Origin of the sequence: Halomonas sp. PAMB 3232, assembly GCF_031954225.1 — a bacterium.
Classification (GTDB): domain Bacteria; phylum Pseudomonadota; class Gammaproteobacteria; order Pseudomonadales; family Halomonadaceae; genus Vreelandella.
The window spans coordinates 658,176-682,554 of sequence record NZ_CP134865.1 but is presented as its reverse complement, the minus strand read 5'-3'; the positions used below and the strand labels follow the sequence as shown (position 1 = coordinate 682,554).

General features: G+C 57.9%; 21 protein-coding genes. 8 read left to right on the top strand and 13 right to left on the bottom strand.

What is annotated here, in order from left to right; all coding sequences use genetic code 11:
• Positions 1-17 precede the first annotated feature (17 nt).
• The 6 genes from RN346_RS03195 to RN346_RS03170 all read right to left on the bottom strand — a co-directional run bounded on the left by RN346_RS03195 (position 18) and on the right by RN346_RS03170 (position 7,560).
• A complete protein-coding gene (locus RN346_RS03195) occupies positions 18-1,028 on the bottom strand; it encodes a glycosyltransferase family 2 protein (RefSeq protein WP_311960167.1) in 1,011 nt (336 codons plus the stop codon).
• The gene (locus tag RN346_RS03190) at positions 1,025-2,104 is read right to left on the bottom strand and encodes a polysaccharide pyruvyl transferase family protein (RefSeq protein ID WP_311962090.1); all 1,080 of its coding nucleotides are present in this window, start codon (positions 2,102-2,104) and stop codon (positions 1,025-1,027) included. Before RN346_RS03190 ends, RN346_RS03195 begins: the two co-directional genes overlap by 4 nt.
• On the bottom strand, positions 2,088-3,416 hold the full coding sequence (locus RN346_RS03185; RefSeq protein WP_263585017.1) for a lipopolysaccharide biosynthesis protein: 1,329 nt from the start codon (positions 3,414-3,416) through the stop codon (positions 2,088-2,090). The genes RN346_RS03190 and RN346_RS03185 overlap by 17 nt, the downstream gene beginning before the upstream one ends.
• Positions 3,417-3,729: 313 nt before the next feature.
• Positions 3,730-5,961, bottom strand: a complete 2,232-nt coding sequence (locus RN346_RS03180; RefSeq protein WP_263585018.1) for a polysaccharide biosynthesis tyrosine autokinase — start codon at positions 5,959-5,961, stop codon at positions 3,730-3,732.
• 38 nt (positions 5,962-5,999) lie between these two features.
• A complete protein-coding gene (locus tag RN346_RS03175; protein ID WP_263585019.1) occupies positions 6,000-6,440 on the bottom strand; it encodes a low molecular weight protein-tyrosine-phosphatase in 441 nt (146 codons plus the stop codon).
• A 49-nt stretch (positions 6,441-6,489) separates the two neighbouring features.
• Positions 6,490-7,560 carry a polysaccharide export protein gene (locus tag RN346_RS03170; RefSeq protein WP_311962089.1) on the bottom strand — a complete coding sequence of 357 codons (1,071 nt, stop codon included), beginning with the start codon at positions 7,558-7,560 and terminating at the stop codon, positions 6,490-6,492.
• Between the two features lie 1,142 nt (positions 7,561-8,702).
• On the opposite strand from RN346_RS03170, the gene RN346_RS03165 reads away from it, so the two are divergent.
• From RN346_RS03165 to RN346_RS03155, 3 genes are all read left to right on the top strand, one after another.
• The gene (locus RN346_RS03165; RefSeq protein WP_311962088.1) at positions 8,703-9,506 is read left to right on the top strand and encodes a hypothetical protein; all 804 of its coding nucleotides are present in this window, start codon (positions 8,703-8,705) and stop codon (positions 9,504-9,506) included.
• A 79-nt stretch (positions 9,507-9,585) separates the two neighbouring features.
• Positions 9,586-10,407: a capsule biosynthesis GfcC family protein gene (locus tag RN346_RS03160; RefSeq protein WP_263585023.1), complete on the top strand. Its 822-nt coding sequence runs from the start codon at positions 9,586-9,588 to the stop codon at positions 10,405-10,407.
• A gap of 53 nt (positions 10,408-10,460) precedes the next feature.
• Positions 10,461-12,527, top strand: a complete 2,067-nt coding sequence (locus RN346_RS03155) for a YjbH domain-containing protein (RefSeq protein WP_311962087.1) — start codon at positions 10,461-10,463, stop codon at positions 12,525-12,527.
• A 139-nt stretch (positions 12,528-12,666) separates the two neighbouring features.
• Here RN346_RS03155 and RN346_RS03150 read toward each other — a convergent pair whose 3' ends face one another.
• Positions 12,667-13,725 (bottom strand): SDR family oxidoreductase, encoded by a 1,059-nt coding sequence (locus RN346_RS03150; RefSeq protein WP_311962086.1) that lies wholly within the window; start codon positions 13,723-13,725, stop codon positions 12,667-12,669.
• A gap of 146 nt (positions 13,726-13,871) precedes the next feature.
• On the opposite strand from RN346_RS03150, the gene RN346_RS03145 reads away from it, so the two are divergent.
• The gene (locus RN346_RS03145; RefSeq protein ID WP_311962085.1) at positions 13,872-14,819 is read left to right on the top strand and encodes a LysR family transcriptional regulator; all 948 of its coding nucleotides are present in this window, start codon (positions 13,872-13,874) and stop codon (positions 14,817-14,819) included.
• Positions 14,820-14,889: 70 nt separating this feature from the next.
• Here the strand turns inward: RN346_RS03145 and RN346_RS03140 are convergent, their stop codons facing one another.
• From RN346_RS03140 to RN346_RS03115, 6 genes are all read right to left on the bottom strand, one after another.
• Complete coding sequence (locus RN346_RS03140) at positions 14,890-16,203, bottom strand: TRAP transporter large permease (protein ID WP_263585027.1); 1,314 nt, start codon at positions 16,201-16,203, stop codon at positions 14,890-14,892.
• Positions 16,200-16,706 carry a TRAP transporter small permease gene (locus tag RN346_RS03135; RefSeq protein ID WP_263585028.1) on the bottom strand — a complete coding sequence of 169 codons (507 nt, stop codon included), beginning with the start codon at positions 16,704-16,706 and terminating at the stop codon, positions 16,200-16,202. Before RN346_RS03135 ends, RN346_RS03140 begins: the two co-directional genes overlap by 4 nt.
• An 82-nt stretch (positions 16,707-16,788) precedes the next feature.
• Positions 16,789-17,787 carry a TRAP transporter substrate-binding protein DctP gene (gene dctP / locus RN346_RS03130; RefSeq protein ID WP_263585029.1) on the bottom strand — a complete coding sequence of 333 codons (999 nt, stop codon included), beginning with the start codon at positions 17,785-17,787 and terminating at the stop codon, positions 16,789-16,791.
• Between the two features lie 158 nt (positions 17,788-17,945).
• Positions 17,946-18,581, bottom strand: a complete 636-nt coding sequence (gene leuD / locus RN346_RS03125) for a 3-isopropylmalate dehydratase small subunit (protein WP_311962084.1) — start codon at positions 18,579-18,581, stop codon at positions 17,946-17,948.
• Positions 18,578-20,008 carry a 3-isopropylmalate dehydratase large subunit gene (leuC, locus tag RN346_RS03120; RefSeq protein WP_311962083.1) on the bottom strand — a complete coding sequence of 477 codons (1,431 nt, stop codon included), beginning with the start codon at positions 20,006-20,008 and terminating at the stop codon, positions 18,578-18,580. The genes leuD and leuC overlap by 4 nt, the downstream gene beginning before the upstream one ends.
• A gap of 277 nt (positions 20,009-20,285) precedes the next feature.
• The gene (locus tag RN346_RS03115) at positions 20,286-21,089 is read right to left on the bottom strand and encodes a GntR family transcriptional regulator (RefSeq protein WP_311960157.1); all 804 of its coding nucleotides are present in this window, start codon (positions 21,087-21,089) and stop codon (positions 20,286-20,288) included.
• A 219-nt stretch (positions 21,090-21,308) separates the two neighbouring features.
• On the opposite strand from RN346_RS03115, the gene RN346_RS03110 reads away from it, so the two are divergent.
• From RN346_RS03110 to RN346_RS03095, 4 genes are all read left to right on the top strand, one after another.
• Positions 21,309-21,731: a nuclear transport factor 2 family protein gene (locus RN346_RS03110; protein ID WP_263585033.1), complete on the top strand. Its 423-nt coding sequence runs from the start codon at positions 21,309-21,311 to the stop codon at positions 21,729-21,731.
• A gap of 10 nt (positions 21,732-21,741) precedes the next feature.
• Positions 21,742-22,626, top strand: coding sequence for an oxaloacetate decarboxylase (locus tag RN346_RS03105; RefSeq protein WP_311962082.1), 885 nt, complete (start codon positions 21,742-21,744; stop codon positions 22,624-22,626).
• 126 nt (positions 22,627-22,752) lie between these two features.
• Complete coding sequence (locus RN346_RS03100) at positions 22,753-23,412, top strand: isochorismatase family protein (RefSeq protein ID WP_263585035.1); 660 nt, start codon at positions 22,753-22,755, stop codon at positions 23,410-23,412.
• Positions 23,413-23,422: 10 nt separating this feature from the next.
• A complete protein-coding gene (locus RN346_RS03095; protein WP_311962081.1) occupies positions 23,423-24,376 on the top strand; it encodes a polysaccharide deacetylase family protein in 954 nt (317 codons plus the stop codon).
• The last annotated feature ends 3 nt before the right edge of the window (positions 24,377-24,379 follow it).

Sequence of the window (24,379 nt, the reverse complement as noted above, 5' to 3'; positions counted from 1 at the left end):
GATATCCCGTTCGGTGACTAGGCAGACGACGTGGCATTGCGGCGATAAGATGAAAGCCTGGACAACGCCGCACGAAGGGAGCGAATAGAGCTATAGGCGAAAGGCTTAGGCAGTCGAAGGGCGGCCAACAGCACTTTAACCCTGGGCGCAGGTGATGCGCTTTGTCGCGCTTTTCGAGTGCTGGCAAGGTGATTGCGCGCGGCTAGCAAGGCCTCTTTCAGAAAGTCATGTTGAATCGTCATCACCACAAACCAGATGCCACGGTAAATTTTAGTCGCCAGTAGTTGCCGAACGCCTACCGAGGCAGAGTGGCGCTCAACGATGTCGAGAATTAGCCGGTGTGCCGAGAAGATGTGCAAAAGCTTGCGATCCCCGGCGGCGGTGATCGAACCCGAGCGCTGCCGGTACTGATAAAAGCGATTGGGAATGCGTTCGATTTTTCGGGTCAAGAATCCCAGTTCCCAATGAAACGGCCAATCCTCGTAGTAATGCCCTACCGGGAACCGTAACCGTGGATCATCCAGAAGCTCAGCTCGAATGAACTTCAGCCAGGCAAAATGCGGAAGTTTGAAGTATTCGACCTCGGTAAGCGAGCGTGCTTGATGCATATCGATACGCCCGTCGCTCCCCGGCAGCGGTTCGCCGTCATGGAAAACAGCAAAATCGAACATCACCACATCAGCCTCAGTTTCGATCGCTCGAGCAAGGCATGTCTCGACCAGTTCCGGTGCGATCGCATCATCCGAATCCACGAAAAGCACAAACTCACCCTGGGCGGCTTCGATACCGGTATTTCGTGCCGCCGACAACCCCGAATTCGTGTCGTGTTGAATCACGCGTACGCGGTCGTCTTCAAGGTGGGCATCGAGCTTGGCCAGCGATCCATCGGTCGAGCAGTCCTCTACCACGATGATTTCAAGGCGGCCGTAGGTTTGGCGACGAACCGAATCCAGGCATTCGTCGAGATAAAACTCAACGTTGAAAACGGGAACAATAATGGATACCAGTGGAGAGGTGTCAGAAATCATGAATCAGCAACCGCCATACGGAGATCGTTATAATGTGCGGGTTCTATCACTGGGTGTGCAGGCTCGCGACGCGGGATGGCGAGAACGTCTTGAACGATCCCGTCGATATTGGAAAGCTCGCCAAGCTCTAAAAAGCGTACTTGAGGAACATCACGCAACCAGTCTGTCCAGGTTTGACGAATCTTATGGTTGGAGTTGGGTAAAACCAGGCACGGAGTTCCCGCCAGTGCGGCCAGGATCATGCCATGAAGGCGGTCGGTTACCACAAGCTGCGCACTTTGAAACTGACTGAGTTTTCCCTGCAGTAATTCGGCACAGCGTTCTGAAGAAAGGCGCGAGCCACCTGCATGGGTATCGGTTACCTCGGTCACCAGTCCTGCATCGGTGAGAGCTTTCAAAAGCGTTTGATGCTGATGATCGCCTAACGAACGCTCACGATCGTCTCGCAAACAAAGCAGCGCTCCACGTGGCTCGACACTATTATTGACCCCGAAATCGACGGCCGTCGCGCTGAGAACGATATCGGGAACAAAACGCACTGCCGGCTTTTTATGGTCGGCAAACAGCTTTTTGAGTTTTTCAAAGCTCACGGCTTCGCGCGCGTGTAGATAAAGGTTTTGATGCCTCGAATATACCCGCACGATTCTGTCGACCGCACGCTGAGACTGCTCGGAGTCATCCCAATCAAGCGTCTGGGGGAAACACACCACCCGATTGCGTGGAAAGGAACGAATGACCAGCTGTCGCAACGCTTCGATATCAGGATACAAAGACCCCATGTTGCCGCCACCGATGATCGTGACGACGTCTTCCTTGACCGCTTGTTTGCGTATCGAGCGAATCACTGCCCGTGTATCGCTAATGGGCACCGATACGAGTTGATGGTTGGGCAGGTGCCGCGAAAGATAGTTTTGTTGCGCAGCCGTGATCGCAAGATCGCCTATGTTTCCATAGTCCGCTGCCAAAAAGACGAAGCAGCGTGGCGCGTCGGGAAGCTGCATGCGTCGTGCAGACAGCACGCCTTGCAATTTTTGCTTGATCGATAAGGGTATTTTACTTTTAAGTGATGTAAGCATCGTTGCCTCTCCGTTTTATTGCCGCTGCCTTTCTCAAAACGAGTAAGAGAAGCACCAGGTATCCTGCTACATTAACGAGCGCAAAAACCGCTACTGCGACGAGGTCGTTCCCGAGATTGGCGCCAATGAAAAGCGACAGTACCCGAGCAGCAGTAATAGCGACTTCATAAATGAGAAGTGTTCCCTGCATGCGCAATACCGGCATTGAAGAGACCGCGGGTCGGGTCGCTAAAACGCTAGCCATCCATAAGGCAACCCAACGCGAGTATTCACCAGCACGCAGCCATTCATCGCCAAAGAACCAGGGAAGCAAGATGTCCCCCCATAAAGCGATGACACCAAAGGGAACAATCCCGATGCACGCCATCCCAAGCGTGGCACGCTGTATCAACGGCAACGCGTTCGCGGGATTTCGACGAACGGCTTCTGTGACGCGGGGGAAAAAAACCTCCAGCACGGATTGCCCAAGCAGCATGATCGGCGCGCCGAGAACCAATGTGGTGATGGAGTATTGCCCGGCAATGGAAGCGCTGAACAAGGAAGTCAGGACGAGCACCGGAAGTCCGAGAGACGCTGCATTAATCATGCTTTGCGGCATGCGATAGAGCACAAAATCACGCTGTTCGATCGCGGCCTTGCGAATACCTGCACGTCCGAACCAGCGGCGCACCTCGAAAGCGCCTTTTTTGGGGACGCGGGAAAGCAACATGGTGAAGTTAAGCGCCTTGCCCCCTATCATGATAATAATCAGCAGCAAGCCGTGAGGGGCTAAAAGACCACCGGCCAATTTCCCCAGATTCATTAAAAACGTACTGGCTACGTAGGAGCGCGCCTTTTGCTTGAAAAGCCCCTCTCGAATCGCGGACTGGTTCGCCACTGATAATAGTGCACTTAACAGTAAAGCCACGGGTATCAGATACAACAAGTACGGTGCTGCTTCCAGCCCCAGCGAGTGGGCAATCGGTGCGCGAAAAAGCAAAACGATCACAAGCGCGACCGGGGCCATGATAGAAGCACAAACGAGTGACAGCCGAGCGACCGCCGTAGCCCCCTCCTCGGTTTGCGGCATCACGATCGCATTGGCATAGCCAAGCGTGGCAATGGGTGAAATGATATTGATCACTGCCGTGAATGCGGCGAGCGCACCAAACGCCTCGGGGCCGTACAGCCGAGTAAGAAACGGCATAAAAGCAAGCGAAATGGCCTGAGCCGCTGCGATGCCCGTTGCCACGGCAACAACGTTGCGCACGAAACTACTTTTGCTGAATTTACTCGCGCGTACGCGCAGCTTGCCCAGAGCTAGACTATTCATCAATTAATAGCGCCATACCATCGATAATACTCATGAAACTTCCACACCCGGTTGATGGGAGAGCGACCTACTATCTCGTAGCCTTGTTCAACGTCTTGAAAAAAACACATTCCTGATAGGCTACTGCGCAAAAATCACCCGTATGTAACCCCGCGTCTCCAACCGTACCCTGTGCCTGGCTACGCTTTCCCACCGCGGGCCCATTAAAGGCGCGGTATTCGTTATGGCTCTCAGCGCGATAACCAGGCGCATTATTGATACCCGAACGGCCTGACTCGAGCCTTCAAACTAGTCAGGCCGTTCGAGCGCAGGTTTACTCGTTGACTGATTTATAGCTGTACTGGTAGTAGCCATAGCCGTAACTGTTGGCCGCCTTTTTCTCCATGGCATTCAAAATGGCGCCTTTCACCACCACGCCTGCCGCTTCCAGTCGACGAGCTGCGTGTTGTAGCTCTTTCAACGTATTGATTTCAAAACGTGCCAATAACAAGGTCGTACCACAATGACTACCCACCACGGCAGGGTCGGTCACTGCCAGTACTGGCGGAGTATCCACGATCACCAGATCAAACTGCCGCTCGGCTTCACTAAGTAGCTGAGCGAAATGCTGGCTCATCAATAGCTCGGAGGGATTAGGCGGCGCGATGCCTCGAGACATATAGCTCAGACCCTCTACCTGGCTTGCACGCACCTGTGTTTGCCAGCCACTGCGACCAGAAAGTACGTCAGAAAGGCCTTCGGCGCTTTGCCCACCAAATGCATGATGAATGTGGCCCTTGCGCATGTCCGCATCAATTACGAGGACCTTTTGCCCTGCCTGAGCGCACACGGCGGCCAGGTTCACCGCTATAAAACTCTTACCGATACCGGGGCTCGAACCGGTGATCATCAAACATGAATTTTTGGCTTCCATCATCGCGAAATGCAGGCTAGTACGAAGACCGCGCAGCGCCTCTATGGAAAGATCGGTAGGGTCGTGCTTGGCCAAAATGCCGCTGATGACCTGATGGCTTCGTTTATCTTTTTTACCTTTTACTTTACGTACCAGTTTCTGCTGCGCTTCCGATAGCGGGATCGTTGCATATACCGGCAATCCGCTTTGCTCGATCTGCTCGGCGGATTCTATTCCCCGGCGAAGGAGTCCCAGCGCCAGCACTCCCCCAACGGCCAACATTCCCCCAAGCAGTGTCGCGACCATTACGATGAGCGATTTTCTCGGCGCAATAGGGCCACCGCCTACGAGGGCGTCATCGATGATACGCACGTTGCCCACGGTCCCGGCGCGGGTCATCTGTAGTTCCTGGGTTTTGTTCAACACGTTAACGTAAATGGCTTGCGTCACTTCCACTTCACGCGTTAGCCGAACGATCTCCTGCTGGGTTTCAGGAAGCTGGCTGACCTGCTCGTCCAACTGATCCAAATCGTTTTGTAGGCGTCGCTTTTGGCGTAAAAGCGCTTGGTAACTCGGGTGGTTTGGAGTGAAGCGCTGAGACAGCTCCGCCTCCTGAAGCTCCAGTTCGTTGAGGTTTTGCTCCAACGCGATGTAGCGGTTGATCGCTGCCTGAGACTCGCTGTTAAGATCAACGCTTTCGGCGTTGACCCGGTATTCGTTGAGACGGTTTTCAGCGGAGTTGAGCTGCTCGCGCAGCTCCGGCGACTGCTCTTCCAAAAACGCCAAGCGCTGTTCGGCCTCGGCGGATTGCCGCTCGACGTTTTGGGTCAAAAACGTTTCTATAACTGCATTAAGAGAGCGGCGAATAGCCTGCCTATTTTCACCCTTCAAAGTGAGTTTGAAGATGCCGGTACTGCCGCCACGTCCACCGCCACCCTGCTCGCTTACGCTCAGATTACCTCTCAAGTGGTTAATAGCATTGGAGCGAACCACTTTGGTCAAGATGAATTCAGCGCCCGGAGCAGCAGAGAGCTCTACCACGCTCACCTGTACGCCGCCCTCAAGGAAGCTGCTAAATTCGCCTACCCGGCCATTACCCAAACGCTCGCCGCTTAACCATAACGAGTACTCGCTGGCAGACTCGTTTTCTACTTTCAGGGTGAAGGGCATACCACGGTAGGCATCGTCCACTTCGAGTCGGCCGACATCGATACTCTCGTTACCCCATACACTTGCGTGCCCCTGCATAAAGTCAGGCCGATTGATACCGCGGCGCTGAATAAAGCCGCCAATAAGGGGGAGCGTATTAGGTGTTACCACGGTATCGAGCGAGATGCGATCGACCACTTGGCCTAGCACCATGCGCGACTGCAAAATCTGCACTTCGGCAGACGTCGAGGACTCACTCTCCGGCCCCAGCATGTCGCCCAACCCCTCCAGCGGGTTGATCGACGATCGCTTTTCGACTTGTACCAGCGCATCCCCTTGGTAAACAGGCGTTGCGCTCAAGGCCACGAGAACGCCAATAGCGGCAAATATCCCGGTGATTCCCACGATCCACCACTTTTTGTCCAGCAGCAGACCGAATAGGCGGCCTAAATCGATTTCATCACTATCGTTTCCAACAGGGCGCTGGGCCGTCACATCACTCATGCTTTGGCTACATCCATTTTGGCTATTCAGGGGCGGCGTTACGCCAGCTTCAAGGCCCAGGCTTGTACGGCCTGATCCATTAGCTGATGAACGTGCTGAAATGTTTCCGCACTTTTTCGATACGGGTCAGGGATATCCTTGCCCCGACCATTTTCAAGCCACTGTCCTAGCCGCATCGTTTTGCCAAGCGCGGCTGGGGAAAGCTCTGCGACAGCCAGACGCTGCTGGTCACTCATGACTAGTATCAGGTCGGCGCGATCGAGCATCTCACGGGTTAGCTGGCGAGCCTGGTGGTTATCAACCTCGAGCCCGTCCCTCTCGGCAAGAACGCGAGCGTGGGCATCGATTTGACTGCCTACCAGCGCGCCCAAACCGGCAGAAGAAAACTGCCTACCCGGCAGGCGCTGGCGCAGCATGGCCTCCGCCACGGGGCTGCGGCATATGTTGCCGACACATACCACTAGAATGCGCTGAAACATGGCGGGGCTTTCCTGCTCCGAGTCGTTATCGCGACGTTATATCAGGGGTTTATTGCAGATTACGTGAGTCAGAAATACTGCCTGCGGCGTAGCCCGGCAAGCGAACGGACGGCAGGAGTTGACTGATCACACGGTTCCAGCGGGCAATCGGTGCGGTGGTCACGTACACCACATCATTGGGCTGCATCGCAAACCTGCTTCCCAGTACGAAAGCAGCAGCGTTGCTTATATCCAGCTGATAAACGGTCGCCAAACGGTCACTGTTCAGCTCATTACCGCGAATGACAAAGATGCCCGAGGGTTCAGCGGTGACTTCATTGACGCCGCCCGCTTGCGCTAGCACATCAGAAAGGGATAAACGCTCGTTACCCAAGCGAACATTGCCAGGCGAATTCACCTGTCCCATGACGGAAACCGCTTGGCTCTCAGCGCTGGGTATGTGCAGTACGTCGCCATCTCGCAGCAATCGGTTTTGGGTTTGATCACCTTCACGCAGCAGGCTGAAAAGAGAAAGACGCTGCTCCACGCCGTTTCGAGTCAGATACACCTCGTGCCAGTTGGCGTCTTCGGTAGCGCCCCCTGTCTGGCTCACGGCATCGATCACGGTGAGCGGCACGGTCGTGACGGGCACGCTACCTGGGCTTGCAACGGCACCGCTTACTTGAACCTTCTGCGAGCGAAAAGCAGCGACGCTGACGTCCACCTGAGGCGTTTGAATAACGCCGCTCAGGCGTTGAGTCAGCAGTTCGCGCACCTCTTCCAGGGTCAATCCGGCGACCTGAACACGACCGGCAAAGGGGTAAAAAATAGTGCCGTCGCTGCGCACTCGATTACCGCCCTCTTCCGCCCCGCGTTCGCTGCCGGCGGGAATGGTCAATTCAGGATGATCGTATACGACGATACTCAGCACATCGCCGGCGCCGATACGGTACTCCCATTCATCGATTGCCTGGCGAAGCTCGCCTGACATGGGCGTGGCGCGATTACCTGCGTGCGGCATGGTCGCCAAAAGCCCCGGCGTAATGGGTTGAACGTCGATCAGGTTATCGATGGGCGCGGCTTGCGTATTTGCGTCAAGGTGCCCGCCCGGCGCCAGTGCACAACCGGAAAGCGTCAGCACACCGGCAAAAGCGCTCAGGTAAGCTGCCGCAAGAGATAGCCGCCGCAAAGGGCGAGAGGCGAGATAAGGCTGAAACATCCGTTTTACTCGATGTAAAAAAATCCACCTGCACGGCTGGCGCCAGCAGATACCTTGAATACTTTGAAACACGCTATTAAATGAGCGGCAATGCTACCTAAATCTGCTGTGCTAAACCAGTCGCAATATCTTTAAGCGTGCGATAGGCCTGCGTATGAAACCAGCAGGACTAGCCGGCACGATGACGCCACTCCTAATAACGCATGACGCATGGAAAACGTTTTATGGGAGCCTTTTGATTAATCTGAAGACGGCCCCAAAATAGGTTTTGACGACAACCTCTCGCCATCAGTAAATAAATCATTGTTTTAATTTAAAAATAACTATACAACCGCGACTTTAAACAATTAATAATCGCATTGCGCATTGATTTAAAAACTCATAAATTATTTTACTCAAGTACAGCCTATAAAAAATTCATTTATTCAAAAACAAGCATATTGAAATAGCCAACGGGTAAGACCCATTTTTTTAAACAAATGAATCATTATTTAGGCTTATCAATAAAAGACTTGAATGTTAATTCTGATCTATTCTCCAGGATATTTACAGGTTACCATTCAGCCCAAATCGGTGGCCGCCGCTTCTCATGACTGGATCAGGCTTGCGATGCTGGCATGAGTAACACAACACCTGCATGCTTATAGGCCAAAATGGCAGCTACTCACTTTATCTGGAGATCGAGCAATGTTAAGAAAAGCATTGATTTTATTGGTCACAGGAAGCGTATGCATCGCTTCGCTAGCCTCGGCACAAACAACGTCTGATAGCGCGGCGTCGATCGAGAGCGGTGTCGAGCCTGGTGGCTCTGCTCCCATGAATATTTCCTCCAGCCCGAGCGCTGCAGGTCAAGGCACAACCACCATGCCGGCTAGCGCAGGCGTCACGGCAGGAGGTGCCGCCCCGGGCGGTTTATCTGGCGCGTTAAGCACTAGCGCGACCACCTTGACCACCAGCACGCCATCCCAGGTGGCTGCCGGTATCGCCGCGGAGTCATCCGGCGCCAGCGGTACGAGCGGCACCAGCGGTACAACGGGTACGACCGGAACGCGTTGAGGCTACGCTTGAAACACATAAAATCGCGCCAGGCTGATCGCGACATCGAGATGTACAAAAGCCGCTTTTTAGCGGCTTTTATGCGTCCTGCTTCCCTGTTTTTCACTCATGTTGTCAATGGCGAAAGAAAAAGCCGTTTGCAAGCGCTCAAGACGGTGACGGGCGCCATCAGTTTATTAGCGATGGCAGGCTGTAGCGTGCTCGAAAGCTCTCCGATAGGCCAAGCCATCGTGGCACTGGATCCGAGCAAGGGCTTGGCAACGGCTACTCAGGCAGACAGCATCCCGTTTGCCTCTTTAGCGCTCGATAGCTCTACTCAGCGCGGCCTGCTGGTATTGGGCGCTCAAACCGGCACACAAACGCACTGGCCCTCCCAAAGAGGCTTTTTGAGCCTGGAAAGCGGTGGTTTATATGCAGCGTCCACGCTAGAGGGAGACTTACTGAGCACGCGTTATTACTTCGACCACTCAGCCGCTGCTGACGCCCTGGCAGCGGCCAGTGAACTGCCCTGGCAGCGTTCGCAACCCCGCTTCTGGATAGAACGCCATTGGGTCGATACCGATGGGCTCAGCCATGCTCATCGCGCTGAGGGGCATATGACGTGTAAAGCACCTCGAACACGTGCGCTATTGTTGACCGAGCTGCTGCTTCAGCCTTGCGACATCACGTACACCTGGGATAACGGCCAAACGACCAGGGCTCAGTGGTGGAAAGACCCCGTCACACAACGGCTGTGGGAAGTGGATGAAATAGCCTGGCCCGGTGGCCCTGATATCAAATGGCAAGTGGCTCGCCCCTGGTGGGACAGCTAAGCCGCCACTACGGCGCTGGTAGTAATCGCCCCGCCCCGTCCAGTTGCCCGTGCTGCTTTAAGCGAGAACCATGAGAATCATGATCGACCGCGCCACTACTCGAGCGCACTTTGTTTACGCTAAACGCCTGGTTATCAGGACGCTACTGATGGGCGCTCTGGTGTCAGGCATGGCGGGTGTGAGCCACGCCACCGAAGCGGGCGAGCGCACGTTGGCCGATGCCTGGCTGGAAACACTGTCTCAACAGGCGACGCCCATCAGTTGGAGCCATGCCTATGCTCTCCTGCTCCCCGACCAGCAGCGCTACCCACAACAGCGGCGCTACTTGATCGAAGAGCTGGGCACGTTAGTCATAAGTGCCCAAGTGACAGGCAATACGATTTACGCTCAGGCGCTTTTGAAGTGGCAGGAAGCACTACGCAGTTTGGAAAATGGCGCGATGCGCAGCCCGCAGCGGCTGGATTTATTGGCATTGGGCACCAACCTACGCGAGGCACCGCTGCTGGAAAACGTGGCCTATTGGGGCGTTTGCGATACTCCTGACTGGGTAGAAGTCTGGGGCCTTCAGGGGGTTAGTCGAACCGCCTGGCGCCCTAACATGACGATCGACGATGTAAAAAAAGCGTTGCCAGAACAAACGTTCAACAACATTGACCATGCGTCTCTGATAACGCCCCAAGGGAATGTGTTACGACGAGGCGTTGCGGCCTGGAACCACGAGACAACACCTCTTGCCCCCGGCAGCCGCTTACTCATCGCGCTGCCCAGTCGGCAAGGGCTGATGGGTGCGCTTCCCTTTCCCGGCACGACGGAAGAACCGGATATCATCAATCAGCGGCTGCCAGGCGTGTTGGCCGCTCAACTCCCTGGCGATCAATGTACTCAATGGCACGCTCCTTAATTCACTTACTGGCTGCTCGCCCCTTTCGCTGTTACCCATGTACCTCAAGGCCCATGGCATGGGTATGCGTAACGCTGTCCGCCTTCATTTTGCCCAACGTGGCCGCCGCCGATGGCCTGGCCGGCCAGTTGGGCCATGGTCAAAGCGATTTCGGCGGTGTGGGCATCATGCAAACGCCCACCGCGCGCATGAACCCGCTGGGTGAAATGTCGGTGAGCGCTAGCCGCACCGCCCCCTATCGACGCTATAACGTGTTTCTTCAACCCACTCGCTGGTTCGAAGGCGGTTTTCGCTACGTCTCCGTCGAGAATCGGCCAGGCCCGCTGTATGACCGCAACCTGGATAAGGGTTTCGATGCCAAACTGAGACTATTGGAAGAAACCCGCTACTGGCCACAGCTGGCCGTGGGCGCACGCGATATAGGCGGTACCACGCTGTTTGGCGCCGAATATGTGGTCGCCAGTAAACGCTGGGGGAATTTCGATTTCACCGCAGGGCTAGGCTGGGGCTACCTGGGGACCGCAAGCGATATCGATTCTCCCTTTGGATGGCTGGCGGACCGCTTCGATAACCGTTCGGCCAACAGCGGCTCAGGCGGCGGCGAGCTCAATTTCGGCCAGTACTTTGCAGGGTCCGCGGCAGTTTTCGGCGGAGTGGAGTATCAGACGCCCTGGGACCCCTTGATCCTTCAGCTCGAGTACGAAGGAAACGATTACTCCAATGAGCCCCAGGACAATGATCAGGTTCAGGATAGTCGCTTCAACGTTGGGGCGCGCTTGGCCATTAGCGATAACGTGGAGCTGCATACCGGGTGGCAGCGCGGCAATACGGCCATGGCGGGCATCACGTTCAACCTCGATCTTAACGGGCTTGATCAGTTAAAAAACGATCCGCCGTTGCAGCCTCTGGACGCCGCGCCGCAAGCAAGCTGGGCGGCGGCCAGCCAACGACTAAACGAAAATGCCGGCATGCAGGTGGAGCGCATCTCCCGACAGGGCGATAGCCTGACCGTTACCGCCAGGCCCGGGCGCTTTCGCTCTTTGGCCCAAAGCGAGGGGCGTGCGAACCGCATCCTGAACGCCCAGGCCGATGAGGAGATCGAAACGTTCCGCTTTGACTGGGAGGAGCGGGGCTTGCCGCTGCGCGAAAGCGTTCATGACCGTGAGCAGTTCGTAGAGGCGGCGACCTCGGCCGATCATGAGTACGCCTATCGATACGGTATTTATACCCATGCCCGATTGGAAGACGGCACCGGTGAGACCCTGCATCAGGCGCCCGCCCAACGTTTCAACTGGCAGTTGGGGCCCCGGCTCGATCAAAACTTCGGCGGCCCGGACGGTTATCTTTACCGCCTCAAAGCCCAGCTCAGCGCCGAGTATCAAACCGACCCCAATGGCTGGTTCTCCGGCAGTATGGCCTGGACAGTGGCGGATAACCTGGGCAACTACGAATATATTGCCAACTCTCGACTGCCCAGAGTGCGTACGTTTGTAGGGGATTACCTGTCGGAGTCGCCCTTCGGTATCGAGAACCTGCAGTACACGCGCACGGCCAAGGTGAGCGATAACGTATACGCCATGGGCTATGGCGGCATACTGGAAATGATGTACGCCGGCGTCGGTGCCGAGTGGCTGTACCGCGAGTTTGACGCTCCCTGGGCGCTCGGCGCGGACATCAACTGGGTGCGCCAACGCGACTTCGACCAGCGATTCGACATGCGTGACTACAGCGTTTGGACAGGCCACATTAACGCCTATGTGGAAACCGGCGTGGAAGACGTGCTGGCCAAACTAAGCGTTGGCCGTTATCTGGCCGGTGATATAGGCGCCACGCTCGATCTTTCCCGCGAGTTCGACTCGGGCGTCCGAGTGGGCGCTTGGGGCACCCTGACCGATGCCGGCGATGATTTTGGCGAGGGCAGTTTCGACAAGGGCCTCTACCTCACCATTCCACTGGACGCGTTTTTCACCTTCTCCAGCCGCAATAGCACGACGCTTAGGTGGCAACCGCTCACCCGCGATGGCGGCGCACGTTTGAGCCGCCGGTACGATCTTTACACCATCACTCAGGAGCGCGACCTGGATCGCTATTGGCAGCAATACGACACCATGTGGCAGTAATCTTTCGATCAGGCAGTAAGCTGGTCGATGTGTAATGTTCGTTGCACAGCGCCGACAATATTCGTCCTTGCTTAAAGCGGAGATGAACGCATTAAAAAAGGGGGCCATTAGGCCCCCTTTTTTATTCACTAAACACGTCTTAAGGAATGAGACGCTCAGCACGCAAGCGAGTAAACAGATCGAAAAACGCGGCGCGGGTCTCGCGGAAGTGGTCGAAGCCGAAATCGCGCATCTTGGTTACGTCGTTGACGCACTCCTGCTCGCGGCCAAGGTCGGCATCGGAGTGCCACCAAGAGGCGAGCTTGTCGACATCCGGCTCGGCCAAGTCGTGCTTCTCGGCGATCTGTTGCCAGACACCGGCGCTATCTTTCATCTGCTCTTCCAGCGGTTTGGGCGCTTCGGGGCATTCGGCCACCTCCAGTTCGAAGAACTCGCCGATTTCCTGCCACATGCGGCGCCAGCGAAAGATGTCGCCGTTGACGGTGTTGAACGCCTCGTTGTGCGCGCCCGGTGTCGTGGCCGCCCACTCCATCTGGCGGGCCAGTACCAGCGCGTCGGTCAAATCGGTCAGCGCGTTCCACTGAATTTGCGAACCAGGGAAAGTGAACGGCTGGCCGGTTTCCTTGCAGATCGAGGCGTAGACGGCCAGCGTCGTGCCCATGTTCATGGCATTACCCACCGCGTAGCCAATCACCGTGTGCGGACGGTGCACGTTCCAGCTGAACCCGTCGCGCTCGGCGGCAGCGAACAGGGTGTCCTCCAGGGCGTAGTAGAAGTTATCACCGGGCACCCGGGGCGCAGACTCGCGAAACGGCGTCTCCACCTTACCGCTGCCATAGCTCTCGAAAGAGCCCAGGTACTGCTTGGTGCCGGTGACCAGCGAGACGTGCTGAATGTTCTTGTCCTGCAAGGCGTCGAGCAGATTCTGCATCATGGCGCCGTTGGCCTTGACGTTCTCCTTTTCGCTGTCCCGCTTGATCCAGGTGCAGTAAAACACGTGGGTGATGGGCAGCTCGGCCAGCGCCTTTTCGGTCGCCTTGCGATCGAGCAGATCCGCGGTGACGGGAATGACGCCGCTTTGCTCGGTCGCACGACGCGACAGCCCGTAAACGGTCCAGCCGCTGGCGTTGAGATAGCTTGCCAGATTGCCGCCGGTAATGCCGGTAGCGCCTACCACGAGCGCGTTGCCTTTACGCATGATGACTCCTTCGATGAACGTGACTGCCCACTTTTCTCAAGGCCTTGTGACCTTTTCACGGCGAGCGATGACGTTCATTCTGGTAAGAGACGTCAGTTGCTACAATTGGAAAAACCGCAAATCTTTATTGCATCAGGTGCAATACGATGGATCTCAACGCTCTACGTGTATTCGAACGTGTTGCTGCGACCGGCAGCTTCACGGTAACCGCGCACCACTTTCACCGGGCGGTTTCGTCCATTTCTCGTCAGATCACGGCGCTTGAGGAGTCGCTGGGCCAGCAGCTTCTTTACCGTCACACGCGCGCGGTGACCCTGACCGAGGCCGGCGAGCGCTATTACCGGGATATTCGTGAGATTCTCAACCAGCTCGACCTGGCGACCGAAGCGCTTCAGGCGTCGGGCAGCGAGCCGTCGGGACTTTTACGTATCAACGCGCCGGTATCCTTCGGTCAGCGCCAGATCGTACCCATCCTCCACCGTTTTCAGCGTCACTACCCCGCTATCAAGGCGGAGCTGGTACTGACCGACCAGCTTACCGACCCGGTCAAAGAGAGTATCGATATCACCTTTCGGGTCGGCGAGCTTTCGGACACCACGCTGGTGGCAAGGCGCCTGGCGCCCATGAACTACGTGGTGGCGGCCTCCCCTGCCTACCTTGAGCGTTACGGAACGCCGCAGACCCCGGAGGCGCTTTGCCAGCACGACTGCCTGCTCTACCAGGGCGAAATGGGACGCCAGCGCTGGTACTTTGACCAGCCAGGCGCCAGTAGCCCCCTAATCTGCAAGGTAGAAGGCTCGCTTTACAGCAACAGCGCCGAGAGTCTGCTGCAGGCGGCATTGATGGGCCAGGGGCTGGTGATGTTTCCCACCTGGCTAATTGCCGACGAGCTCGCCCGCCAGGCGCTGATTCCCGTACTCAAATCCTGGCGTGGCGAAGTGGCCCCCGCCCGGCGCGACATCCACGTCCTGTACGGCCAGCGACGCCTGACCGCGCCCAAGGTCAGTGCCTTTCTGGAGCACCTGTTCGAAGAACTGGGCGACGTACCGCCCTGGGATCGCTGGCAGGAGCGAATAGCGAAAGAAACATCGTAATACCTTTACCCATCAAGACGTCACCATGAAAAAAGAGAGGCTGGCGCCTCTCTTTTGGATTTCGCTTCGCTCACAGCATTCGTGGCAACCAGGTGGCCAGGCTCGGGAAGATGACCAGCAGCGCGACCAGCAGCATCGAGCAGAGAATATAGGGAATGGCGGCGGAGTAGATTTCCCGCATGGTGGTTCCCGGCGGTGCGACCCCCTTCATGACGAAGAGCAAAAGCCCCAGCGGCGGCGTTGAGAAGCTGATTTCCAGCGCTAGCAGCACGACCACGCCGAACCAGATCAAATCGAACCCGAGCGCCTGGGCCAGCGGGAAGAAGATCGGCACGGTCAGCATCATGATCGAAATCTGCTCCATGAAGGTGCCGAGCACCAGGAGCACGGCGAACATTGCCATCAGCATCAGGATGGGCGATAGATCGAAGCTGGTGGCCCACTGAATCAGTCCGCCGGAGGCGCCGGAGAAGCCCAGGAGCTGGCTGAAGGTCGCCGAGCCGAACACGATCAGATACGCCATCAGCGTGACCTTGAGCGCCCCGATCACCGACTGAGTGAACGCCGCCCAGGTCATGCAGCGAAAGATAAAGCCCAGAATGATGACCCCGAGCGCACCGAAGGCCGCCGCCTCCGAGGGCGTAGCGAAACCGATCAGCATGAGCGCCACGATGATCACCATCACGCTGAGCATGGGCAGAATGTCGGTCACGATGAGTTTTAGCTTGGCACCTAGCGGTACCGGCTCGAGCTCGTAGGCCGGTGCCGCCTCCGGGTCGCGCCGGGTCTGGATGAAGATGGTCGCCATGTAAAAGCCGGCCAGCGTCAGCCCCGGCAAAATGCCAGCGACCAGCAGCGCGCCGATGTCGATCTTGGCAAGCGTTGCCAAAAGCACCGCCAGCGCCGAGGGCGGAATGATGATCGCAAGGCCTCCGGTACCCAGAATGGGGCCGATCGCCATCTTCTTCTTGTAGCCCCGGCGCTCCATTTCCGGCACCAAAAGCGAGCCCATCAGCGCTGTCGACCCCATGGAGGAGCCGCTGAGCGTGGAAAAGGCGGTACCGCCCACCACGGTGACGTAGGAGAGCCGACCGGGCACTTTGCCCATTAGCCGATCCACGGCGTTGAACATCTTCATACCGAGCCCGGTGCGAAAGAACAGCTCGCCCATCAAGAGAAACAGCGGAATCGGTACGAGGTTAAAGCTCGAAAGTGCCCCGAAACCGTTGTTGAGCATCTGTACGATGCCCGCCTGCCCCCCCATGAAATGCCAGGCCCCGATGACGTTGGCGGCTAAAAATGCCAGCGCGATGGGCGTGCCTACCGCCATGAAGAAAAGAATCAGCGAGAGTAGAAACGCCAGCGCAAAATACCATTCCATCATTCCTTGATCCCCGCTTCGCCGCTGTGAAGAATCTCCGGGCCGATGACGAAGCGGCCAAACTCGACCGCCATCAGGGTAAAGCTGACCGGAAAGACGATGGTGAGTATCCACTTGGGTACGAAAAACGCGCGCACGTCATAGTCGCTGCGTTCGATATTGAGCAAAAATAGATCCAGCCCCTTCCAGGCGAGCACCCCACTCACCAGCACGCAGACCAGCGCAACCGCTCGGCTGAGAATATTGAGCACGGGCAGCGGCAGTACCGATGTGAGCAGCTCGATATGCACGTGCCCTTTCTGACGCACAAGCCAGGGCGCGCCCAAAAGCGTCAGGTAGAACATGGCGTACTCGGTGGAAAGAAAGAACCACGCCGAGGGCTGTAACCCCAGGTTACGAATCACGACCGACAGCACCACCGCCACCATCAGCCATACCAGCATGATGGCGGCAAGCAGTGCCATGCCGTTGAGCAGCAGCAAATAGCCGCGTTGTGCATAGCGCATAGAAACCCCGAAGCAGTTGGCGTCCTGCAGAAAGACGCCGGGGCAAGAGCCGGCGTCTTGAGTACGGTAAGGGCCGGCGACGTTATAGATCGTTGAACTTCTCGATCAGCTCATCGTAATGCTCAAGGCCCATCGGGTGACGTTCCATCTGGCCTTTCATGCGCGCCCAGGTCGCTTCGCGGGCGGCATCGGCGTAACGCTGGGCCGCCTCGCCTTCCAACGTGACGACGTTCATCCCGTCCTCTTCGAGCTCGGCCTGCTGCTCGACGGCACGCTCGGCCAACTGCTCGGCGCTGTCACGCTCGTGCTCGATCGCCACTTCCTGAAGAATCTGCTGAGACTCGGGGCTTAGCTGATTCCACTTGTTCAGATTGACGATCACACCCATGTCGGTAGAGAAAAATGCCGGGTCGATCCGGTAGTTCAGGAATTTGTCCCAGTTGAGATCTTTAAGGCCGATCTGCGTCCAGCCCGTGGCGTTCACGACGCTGCGCTCGAGCGCTGAATAGACATCGGTGGTGGGCAGGCTGATCGGCTGCGCGCCGAGATAATCCTGGAAGAAGGCGTCATACACGGGGTTGCTGCGAAGCCGAAGCCCCGAAATATCCAGGTCACCGTTTTCATCGAGGCCCGGCTCGTCGATGGTGTAGAGGTTGTAGCTCACGCCGCTGTCGAACCAGCCCAGATAGTAGGTGCCCATCTTCTCCTGATGGATCTCGTTGAGCAGATCGATCCCGCCGTTTTCGCGGGCGTAAATGGCGTTGGTATTCGAGGCAACCATGGCATCGCGCTCGGGCACGGTACCGGCGTAGAAACTCGCCGCGGTATAGGCCATGTCCACCACGCCGTTGCGCACCGCCTCCGGCTGCTCGGAGAGACCAATGACCTCGGGGCCGCCTCGTACATTGATCTGCACGACCCCTTCGCCGCGTTCGTTCACTTTATCGACGAACTCCAGAAAGCTCTGGGTGTAGATCAACGATGGCGGGAAGGCGTGAACGGCGTTGATTTGATCGACGGCGAAGGCCGGAACGGAGGCGAGCGCGGTCATTATGGCGAGCGTCAAGGGGGCTTTTTTCATGGGGAGTCTCCTGTAGATATTATCATTGGTACGACTGTCGATTGCCGGTACGTTTGTTTATTGGAATGGCTGTTAGCGTACATGCCGGTACTGAATAATCGTGGGGGCTTGGCGCTTTCCCGATCAGGGTGAGTCGCAAAGCGCCCTTGTAATCACCGCTACCCTTTACCGATTAAAGGCGCGCCCCCCGGGTAGGGCTGCGCCCAGGGAAATCGCTTGGCGTAGGTGGCGGCGAATGTGTCGATATCGCCTTCATGTTGACGGGTCATGTCGATATCGTCCCAGCCGTTGAGCAGCTTGGTGCGCCAGACCGCGTTGATCGTAAAGGCCACCTCGAGCTCGCCAACGCGAATGCGCTGCTCGCGTAGATCCACCTCGACCGGCGCCACCTCGCCAAGCGCCTTGAGTAGACGCTCGGCGTCTTCCTCACTGACCACCGCGGGCAGCAGGCCGTTATTGACCGCGTTGGAGGCGAAGATATCGCCGAAACTCGGTGCGATCACACAGCGAAAACCGCCGTCGACCAGCGCATAGACCGCCGCCTCCCGCGAAGAACCGGCCCCGAAGTTGCGCCGGCTCACCAGCACTTCGGCCTCGTCAGCACCCGGCTGGTTGAGGGGGTAGTCAGGTGAGGGTGCGCCGTGGGCGTCGCGGCGCACGTCGAACAGAAGAAACTGCCCGTAGCCGACGCTGCGCGGCTCTTTCATGAAACGCGCGGGAATCAGTTGGTCGGTGTCCACGTTGGCGTGGGGCAAGCCGATGCCCGTCGTGGTTAAAATCTCGATGGGTTTCATGAGGGCACCCCGTCGGTGTGGGCGCCTGGCGCCAGCGTGCGGATATCGGTCAGCCGCCCTTCGAGGGCGGCGGCGGCGACCATGGCAGGGGACATTAAATGGGTACGCGCCCCCGGGCCCTGGCGCCCCTTGAAGTTACGATTGGTGGTCGAGGCGCAGCGCTCACCGCTGGGGACCGTGTCGCCGTTCATACCCACACACATCGAACAGCCCGAATGGCGCCACTCGAGCCCCGCGTCGATGAAGATACGATCGAGCCCCTCCTCTTCGGCCTGGGCCTTGACCTGGGTGGACCCGGGTGACACGACACCGGGCACGCGGCTTTTACGCCCGTTCAGCACGGCCGCGGCGGCGCGCAGGTCTTCGATGCGGGCATTGGTGCAGGAGCCGATGAACACCCGATCGATGGCGATATCGGTGAGTTTCTGGCCCGGCGAAAGCCCCATGTAGTCGAGACTATCGCGAATCTGGCGCGCCCTGGCGCTCTCCTGGTCGCCGTCCAACGAAGGCAGGCGGTGATCGATGGGTAGCGCCTCTTCCGGCGAGACGCCCCAGGTGACGGTAGGCGCAATCTCCGCGGCATCGATAGCAACGTCCTGATCGAAAACGGCGTCGGCATCGCTGTAAAGCGTGGACCAGTACGCGCAGGCGCGGTCAAAAAGCTCGCCTTTCGGACTGTAGGGCCGGCCTTTCAAATAGTCGAAGGTGGTCTGATCCGGAGCGATCATGCCGCACCGGCCGCCGCCCTCGATGGACAGATTGCAAAGCGTCAGACGCGCCTCCATCGAAAGTGAACGGATCGCCTCGCCGGCATACTCGATGGCAAAGCCGCGTGCGCCGTCGGCGCCCAATCGTGAAATCCAGGTCAGCGCGATATCCTTGGCCGTTACCCCGGGCGAGAGCTGCCCTTTCAAAGTGATGCGCATTACCTTGGGTTTGGTCTGCCAAAGCGTTTGGGTGGCCAGCACATGCGCAACTTCGGAGGCGCCAATGCCAAAGGCGATGCTGCCAAACGCCCCGTGGGTCGCCGTATGGCTATCGCCGCAAACCATGACAAGCCCGGGCTGGGTCAGCCCCTGCTCTGGACCCATGACGTGGACGATGCCCTGGCGTGGGTCATCGAGCCCGAAAAGCGTGACATCGTGTTTGGCGGTGTTGTCGGTGAGCTGTTCGATCATGGACCGAATCCTGGGATCATTCACTTCATCGAGAGTGCGCGATAGCGTCGGCGCGTAGTGATCGGCAATGCCAAAGGTCAGGGCGGGCCTGGCGACCGGCAGATGGCGTTCTTCCAGCTTGTTGAAGGCATGAAAGGAGCCTTCATGGACGAAGTGGCGGTCGATCCACAAAAGGCTTTGACCACTGTCGCTGCGGTACACCTCATGGGCGGACCACACCTTGTCGAATAGCGTCTGGGGAGTGCTCATGATGTTCGCTGTCTCGGCCTGTGCCACTGCGTGGCACCGTTTTATTAGTGGGGGCGGTCATCACGCCCTGGGCAGCTTTCAGCCTGGCTCTGGCCGACGGGGATATGGCTGCCAGCTTTTCTCTACAGCTTTTTCTTCAGTTAGTTTTTCTACAGTTAGTTTTTCTACAATTAGTTTTCTACAACTAGCGCAAATCTTAAGCACAGGTCAAATGTATTTTTTAGAATTTATAATTGGTATTAAAAATAATACATGCAAAACGCGTTCGTAAAGTTTTTCATACCGTCGAGTCGGTAGGCATACCGCCCACCCGGGGTTCCCAATAGCGTGAGCTGTCGTCGCCATTGCGCTCGAGATCGATCTGGAAACGGTAGCGGTCGGGGCGATAGAAAGCCTCCAGATGTTCGACACCCCGCCCTTTTTCATCGAACACCACGCGCGTCAGCGAAATCAGTGGCGAGCCGACCGATACCTCCAGCGCCTGGGCAAGATCGTGGCTTGCAAGCGTTGCAGAAATGGATTGAGAGGCGTGATCCACGTTGACGCCGCTGCGCTCGAGCAAAACGAACAGCGGTGTATCGGCCAGGTCCGCCTCGCTGTAGTGCAGGGCGATCTTCTCGGGCACGTGGGTGATCAGGTAGGAGAACGGATTGCCGTCCACCATGCGCACGCGTACCGAGCGCTGTGCCTTGGTGTTCGGAGCCATGCCCAGCCGCTCGGCGATCGTCTCCGGCGGCGGCGCATAGCCGAACTCCAGCAGCCGCACCTGGGAGGCCTGGCTCATCTTCACCATGTTGGGCATCAGATTCGAGACGTTCGCCGTCATCACCGTGGCCTCCAGCGGCTGCTTGAGCACCACCGTGCCCACCCCGGCCTTGCGCTCGACCAGGCCGCTCGCCTGCAGCGCCTTGATGGCGCGGCGCACGGTCACTCGCGATACGCCGTGCTGCTCGGCCAGCCTGTTCTCGCCCGGAAGCTTTCCGCCCGAGGGAAGACGGCCGCTGAGAATGGCATCCTTGAGCAGCAGATAGATGCGATGCGACTTCGTCCCTCCCACGGCCGAGGTATGTGCCTCGCTCATCCTTGTTCCCCTACGTCGTCAAAAAATTTTCCAGCGCACTTGACGCGCACCGCTTTGTAGACATAAAAATGTATCAAATTTAATACATTTAAACGACTCATCGATTCGTATACCCGTGACCAAAACGTTCGGCCGAGGACACAGCTCTGCCACGCACTGAGTAACACACATCGCGAGCATTTCGAAGCAGAAAGCGGCAACTCAGCCAAGAGGCCAGCCATGGAGAGTAACGCAAGCGAGCGGCGTGGCAGCGATAAAACGCAGGTGCGCGCGTTTCTCGCCGCCATGCAAGCGCGAGACCTGGCGAAAGCCAAACGGTTTCTGGCCGAGCGCGTTGCGCTGGAGTTTCCCGGGGCGCCTACGATGGCAAGCCTCGAGGAGGTCATCGCCTGGGCAGGCAGTCGTTACCGACACGTGAGCAAGACCCTTCACGGCGTGGATCACTGCGTCACGCCGCTTGAGTCCATCGTCATCTGCCACGGCGTGCTCGACGTGACCTGGCTGGATGACACGACGTCCACGGGCGTGCGCTTTATCGACCGCTTCGAGCTGAAAGATGGCCTGATCATCCGTCAGCAGGTCTGGAACGATCTGGCGCTTGTGCGCCCCCACCTTGCCCCTGCCGGGCACTCCCCCCTCTGAAGAGAGCCTTATGACACAAAAAACCACTTCCCCACCGAGTCTCACACGCCTGTTGCAGGATCCTTCCATCGTGGTCGCCCCCGGCGTATTCGATGCACTCGGCGCCTCGCTTGCCGAGCAGGCTGGCTTTGATACGGTCTATCTCTCCGGCGCCAGTCTCGCCTATACCCAGCTGGGGCGGCCGGATATCGGGCTTTTGAGCATTACCGAAATCTGCACCGCGATGTCGCACATTCGCGAGCGCACGAACCTTTCCGTGATCGTGGATTGCGATACGGGCTTTGGTAACGCCATGAACGTAATGCGCAGCGTGCGCCTTCTGGAGCGCGCCGGCGCCAACGCCATTCAGCTCGAGGATCAGACCTATCCCAAGCGCTGCGGTCACCTGAAGGGCAAGACCCTGGTCTCCAGGGGCGAAATGGTCGGTAAATTGCATGCGGCACTGGATGCTCGGGAGAGTGAGGACACGCTGATCATCGGGCGTACCGATGCGCTGGGTGTGGAAGGTACCGACAGCGCTATCGAGCGCGCCCAGTCCTATTTTGAAGCCGGCGTGGACATGCTGTTCATCGAAGGCATCCGCACCGACGAGGATATCGACAAGATCATGACCCGGTTCAAGGGCAAGGTGCCGATCATGGCCAACATGGTCGAAGGTGGCGACACGCCGCTGCAAAACGCCCAGGCGCTGGAAGCGCTCGGCTTCTCGCTGGTGATCTTCCCCGGCGCGCTGGTGCGGGCGATCACCCACATGGCCAGCCGCTTCTTCGCCACGCTCAGAGAAGACGGCACCACCGACGCTTTCCGCGATCAGATGCTCGATTTCAAAGAACTCAACGACTACCTGGGCACTCAGAAAATGCTCGAACTGGGTGAGCGTTACGAAGAGCGCTAATGGCAGGCCCCGGGCGCCCGCGTCAGTCAAGACAGAGTTGGACACGGCCCCCTTCGAAAAACAATGCCTAGAAGAAAGACTTTTTCAAGAACGACGCTTTAAAAATAACCATGTCAGGAGACAGCAATGCAGACGACGGACAAGACGGCCAAAGAGATTTTTCATGACGTCATGGCTAACCCGCAGCGGGTGCCTTTTGGCTTTGGCAAGAAAGCGGTACTCGTCAACGTCGACCCGCAAAAGGCCTACACCCGCACGGATCTTTTCAAGACCGCTTACGAAACCGACCCGAAACAGCTCGAGTACACCAATCAACTGGCCCGCGGTTTTCGCGCGAAAGGCTGGCCGGTGGTCTGGACCCACGTGGCCTTTCTCGACTCCGCCGAGGATGCCGGCGTGTGGGGCACGCGCACCGACACCCCGGATTCGCTGCAGAACATCAAGTACGGCTCTGAGCGCGCCGAATTCGACGAGCGCGCCGAGATCGACCACGAGCGTGACGTGATCTACACCAAGCGCATGCCGTCGGCGTTTTTCGAGACCCCGCTGCAGTCGCTTTTAGTGTGGCATCAGGTGGATACCGTGATCATCACCGGCGGCTCGACCTCGGGCTGCATTCGCGCCACCGCCGTGGAGAGCCTATCCCGCGGCTATCGCACCATCGTGCCGATGGAGTGCGTGGCCGACAAGCACGAGAGCTACCACTACGCCAACCTGACCGACCTGCACCTGAAATACGCGGACGTCATGCCGGTGGCCGACGTGCTGGCATGGCTCGAGGGCTGAGGAGCAAACCATGAAGGAATCCCTTGGCGTATACGACTACTGGGCCTATGACCAGCGTCCGAAAATCGAGTGGCCGGGTGGTGCGAAGGTCGCCTTCTGGGTCGCGCCCAATATCGAGTATTACGAGCTCGACCCGCCCCAGAACCCCAGCCGCAAGCCCTGGCCGCACCCGCACCCGGCGGTTCCGGGCTTCAGCATTCGCGATTACGGCAACCGGGTAGGCCACCAGCGCCAGATGGCGCTTCTGGACAAGTACGGCATTCGCGGCTCCGTTTCGCTGTCGACGGCGCTTTGCGAGCACCATCCGGAAATCATCCAGATGTGCAAGGAGCGCGATTGGGAGTTCTTCAGCCACGGCATCTACAACACGCGCTACACCTACGGTCTGAGCGAGGCCCAGGAGCGCGCCATGATCCGCGACAGCATGGAGACCATCCATCGCCACACCGGCCAAGCCTGCGCGGGGTATCTGGCGCCGGCGCTTTCCCACTCCGAGCGCACGCTGGATCTGTTCGCCGAAGTGGGCGAGGAGCTCTTCGGTGAGCGCGGCGGGCTCTATACCTGCGATCTCTTCCACGACGACCAGCCCACGCCGGTCAACGTGCGCTCCGGCAAGCGCTTCATTTCTGTGCCCTACTCCATGGAAATGAACGACACCATCGTTTACGCCGTGAACAAGGTCGAACCGCGCCAGTACGCCACCATGCTCAAGCGTCACTTCGACCGCCTGTACCAGGAAGGCGCCGAGTCCGGCACGGTGATGTGCATTCCCACCCACAACTACCAGGTGAGCTGCCCTCACCGCATCAAGGCCTTCGAGGAGGCGCTGGAGTACATTACCGGCCACTCCGACGTCTGGGTCACCACCGGCCGGGAAATCGCCGAGCACTACCGGGCGCAGTCTTACGATGCCGCGCTTGACAGTATTCAGGCGCAGGCCGCTACCGCACCAAGGGAGGGTTGATAC

Coding starts and splice junctions, on each gene's coding strand:
- RN346_RS03195 (WP_311960167.1), bottom strand. CDS start 1,028: ATGATTTCTGACACCTCTCCACTGGTATCCATTATTGTTCCCGTTTTC.
- RN346_RS03190 (WP_311962090.1), bottom strand. CDS start 2,104: ATGCTTACATCACTTAAAAGTAAAATACCCTTATCGATCAAGCAAAAA.
- RN346_RS03185 (WP_263585017.1), bottom strand. CDS start 3,416: ATGAATAGTCTAGCTCTGGGCAAGCTGCGCGTACGCGCGAGTAAATTC.
- RN346_RS03180 (WP_263585018.1), bottom strand. CDS start 5,961: ATGAGTGATGTGACGGCCCAGCGCCCTGTTGGAAACGATAGTGATGAA.
- RN346_RS03175 (WP_263585019.1), bottom strand. CDS start 6,440: ATGTTTCAGCGCATTCTAGTGGTATGTGTCGGCAACATATGCCGCAGC.
- RN346_RS03160 (WP_263585023.1), top strand. CDS start 9,586: ATGATCGACCGCGCCACTACTCGAGCGCACTTTGTTTACGCTAAACGC.
- RN346_RS03155 (WP_311962087.1), top strand. CDS start 10,461: ATGGCATGGGTATGCGTAACGCTGTCCGCCTTCATTTTGCCCAACGTG.
- RN346_RS03150 (WP_311962086.1), bottom strand. CDS start 13,725: ATGCGTAAAGGCAACGCGCTCGTGGTAGGCGCTACCGGCATTACCGGC.
- RN346_RS03145 (WP_311962085.1), top strand. CDS start 13,872: ATGGATCTCAACGCTCTACGTGTATTCGAACGTGTTGCTGCGACCGGC.
- RN346_RS03140 (WP_263585027.1), bottom strand. CDS start 16,203: ATGATGGAATGGTATTTTGCGCTGGCGTTTCTACTCTCGCTGATTCTT.
- RN346_RS03135 (WP_263585028.1), bottom strand. CDS start 16,706: ATGCGCTATGCACAACGCGGCTATTTGCTGCTGCTCAACGGCATGGCA.
- dctP (WP_263585029.1), bottom strand. CDS start 17,787: ATGAAAAAAGCCCCCTTGACGCTCGCCATAATGACCGCGCTCGCCTCC.
- leuD (WP_311962084.1), bottom strand. CDS start 18,581: ATGAAACCCATCGAGATTTTAACCACGACGGGCATCGGCTTGCCCCAC.
- leuC (WP_311962083.1), bottom strand. CDS start 20,008: ATGAGCACTCCCCAGACGCTATTCGACAAGGTGTGGTCCGCCCATGAG.
- RN346_RS03115 (WP_311960157.1), bottom strand. CDS start 21,089: ATGAGCGAGGCACATACCTCGGCCGTGGGAGGGACGAAGTCGCATCGC.
- RN346_RS03110 (WP_263585033.1), top strand. CDS start 21,309: ATGGAGAGTAACGCAAGCGAGCGGCGTGGCAGCGATAAAACGCAGGTG.
- RN346_RS03105 (WP_311962082.1), top strand. CDS start 21,742: ATGACACAAAAAACCACTTCCCCACCGAGTCTCACACGCCTGTTGCAG.
- RN346_RS03100 (WP_263585035.1), top strand. CDS start 22,753: ATGCAGACGACGGACAAGACGGCCAAAGAGATTTTTCATGACGTCATG.
- RN346_RS03095 (WP_311962081.1), top strand. CDS start 23,423: ATGAAGGAATCCCTTGGCGTATACGACTACTGGGCCTATGACCAGCGT.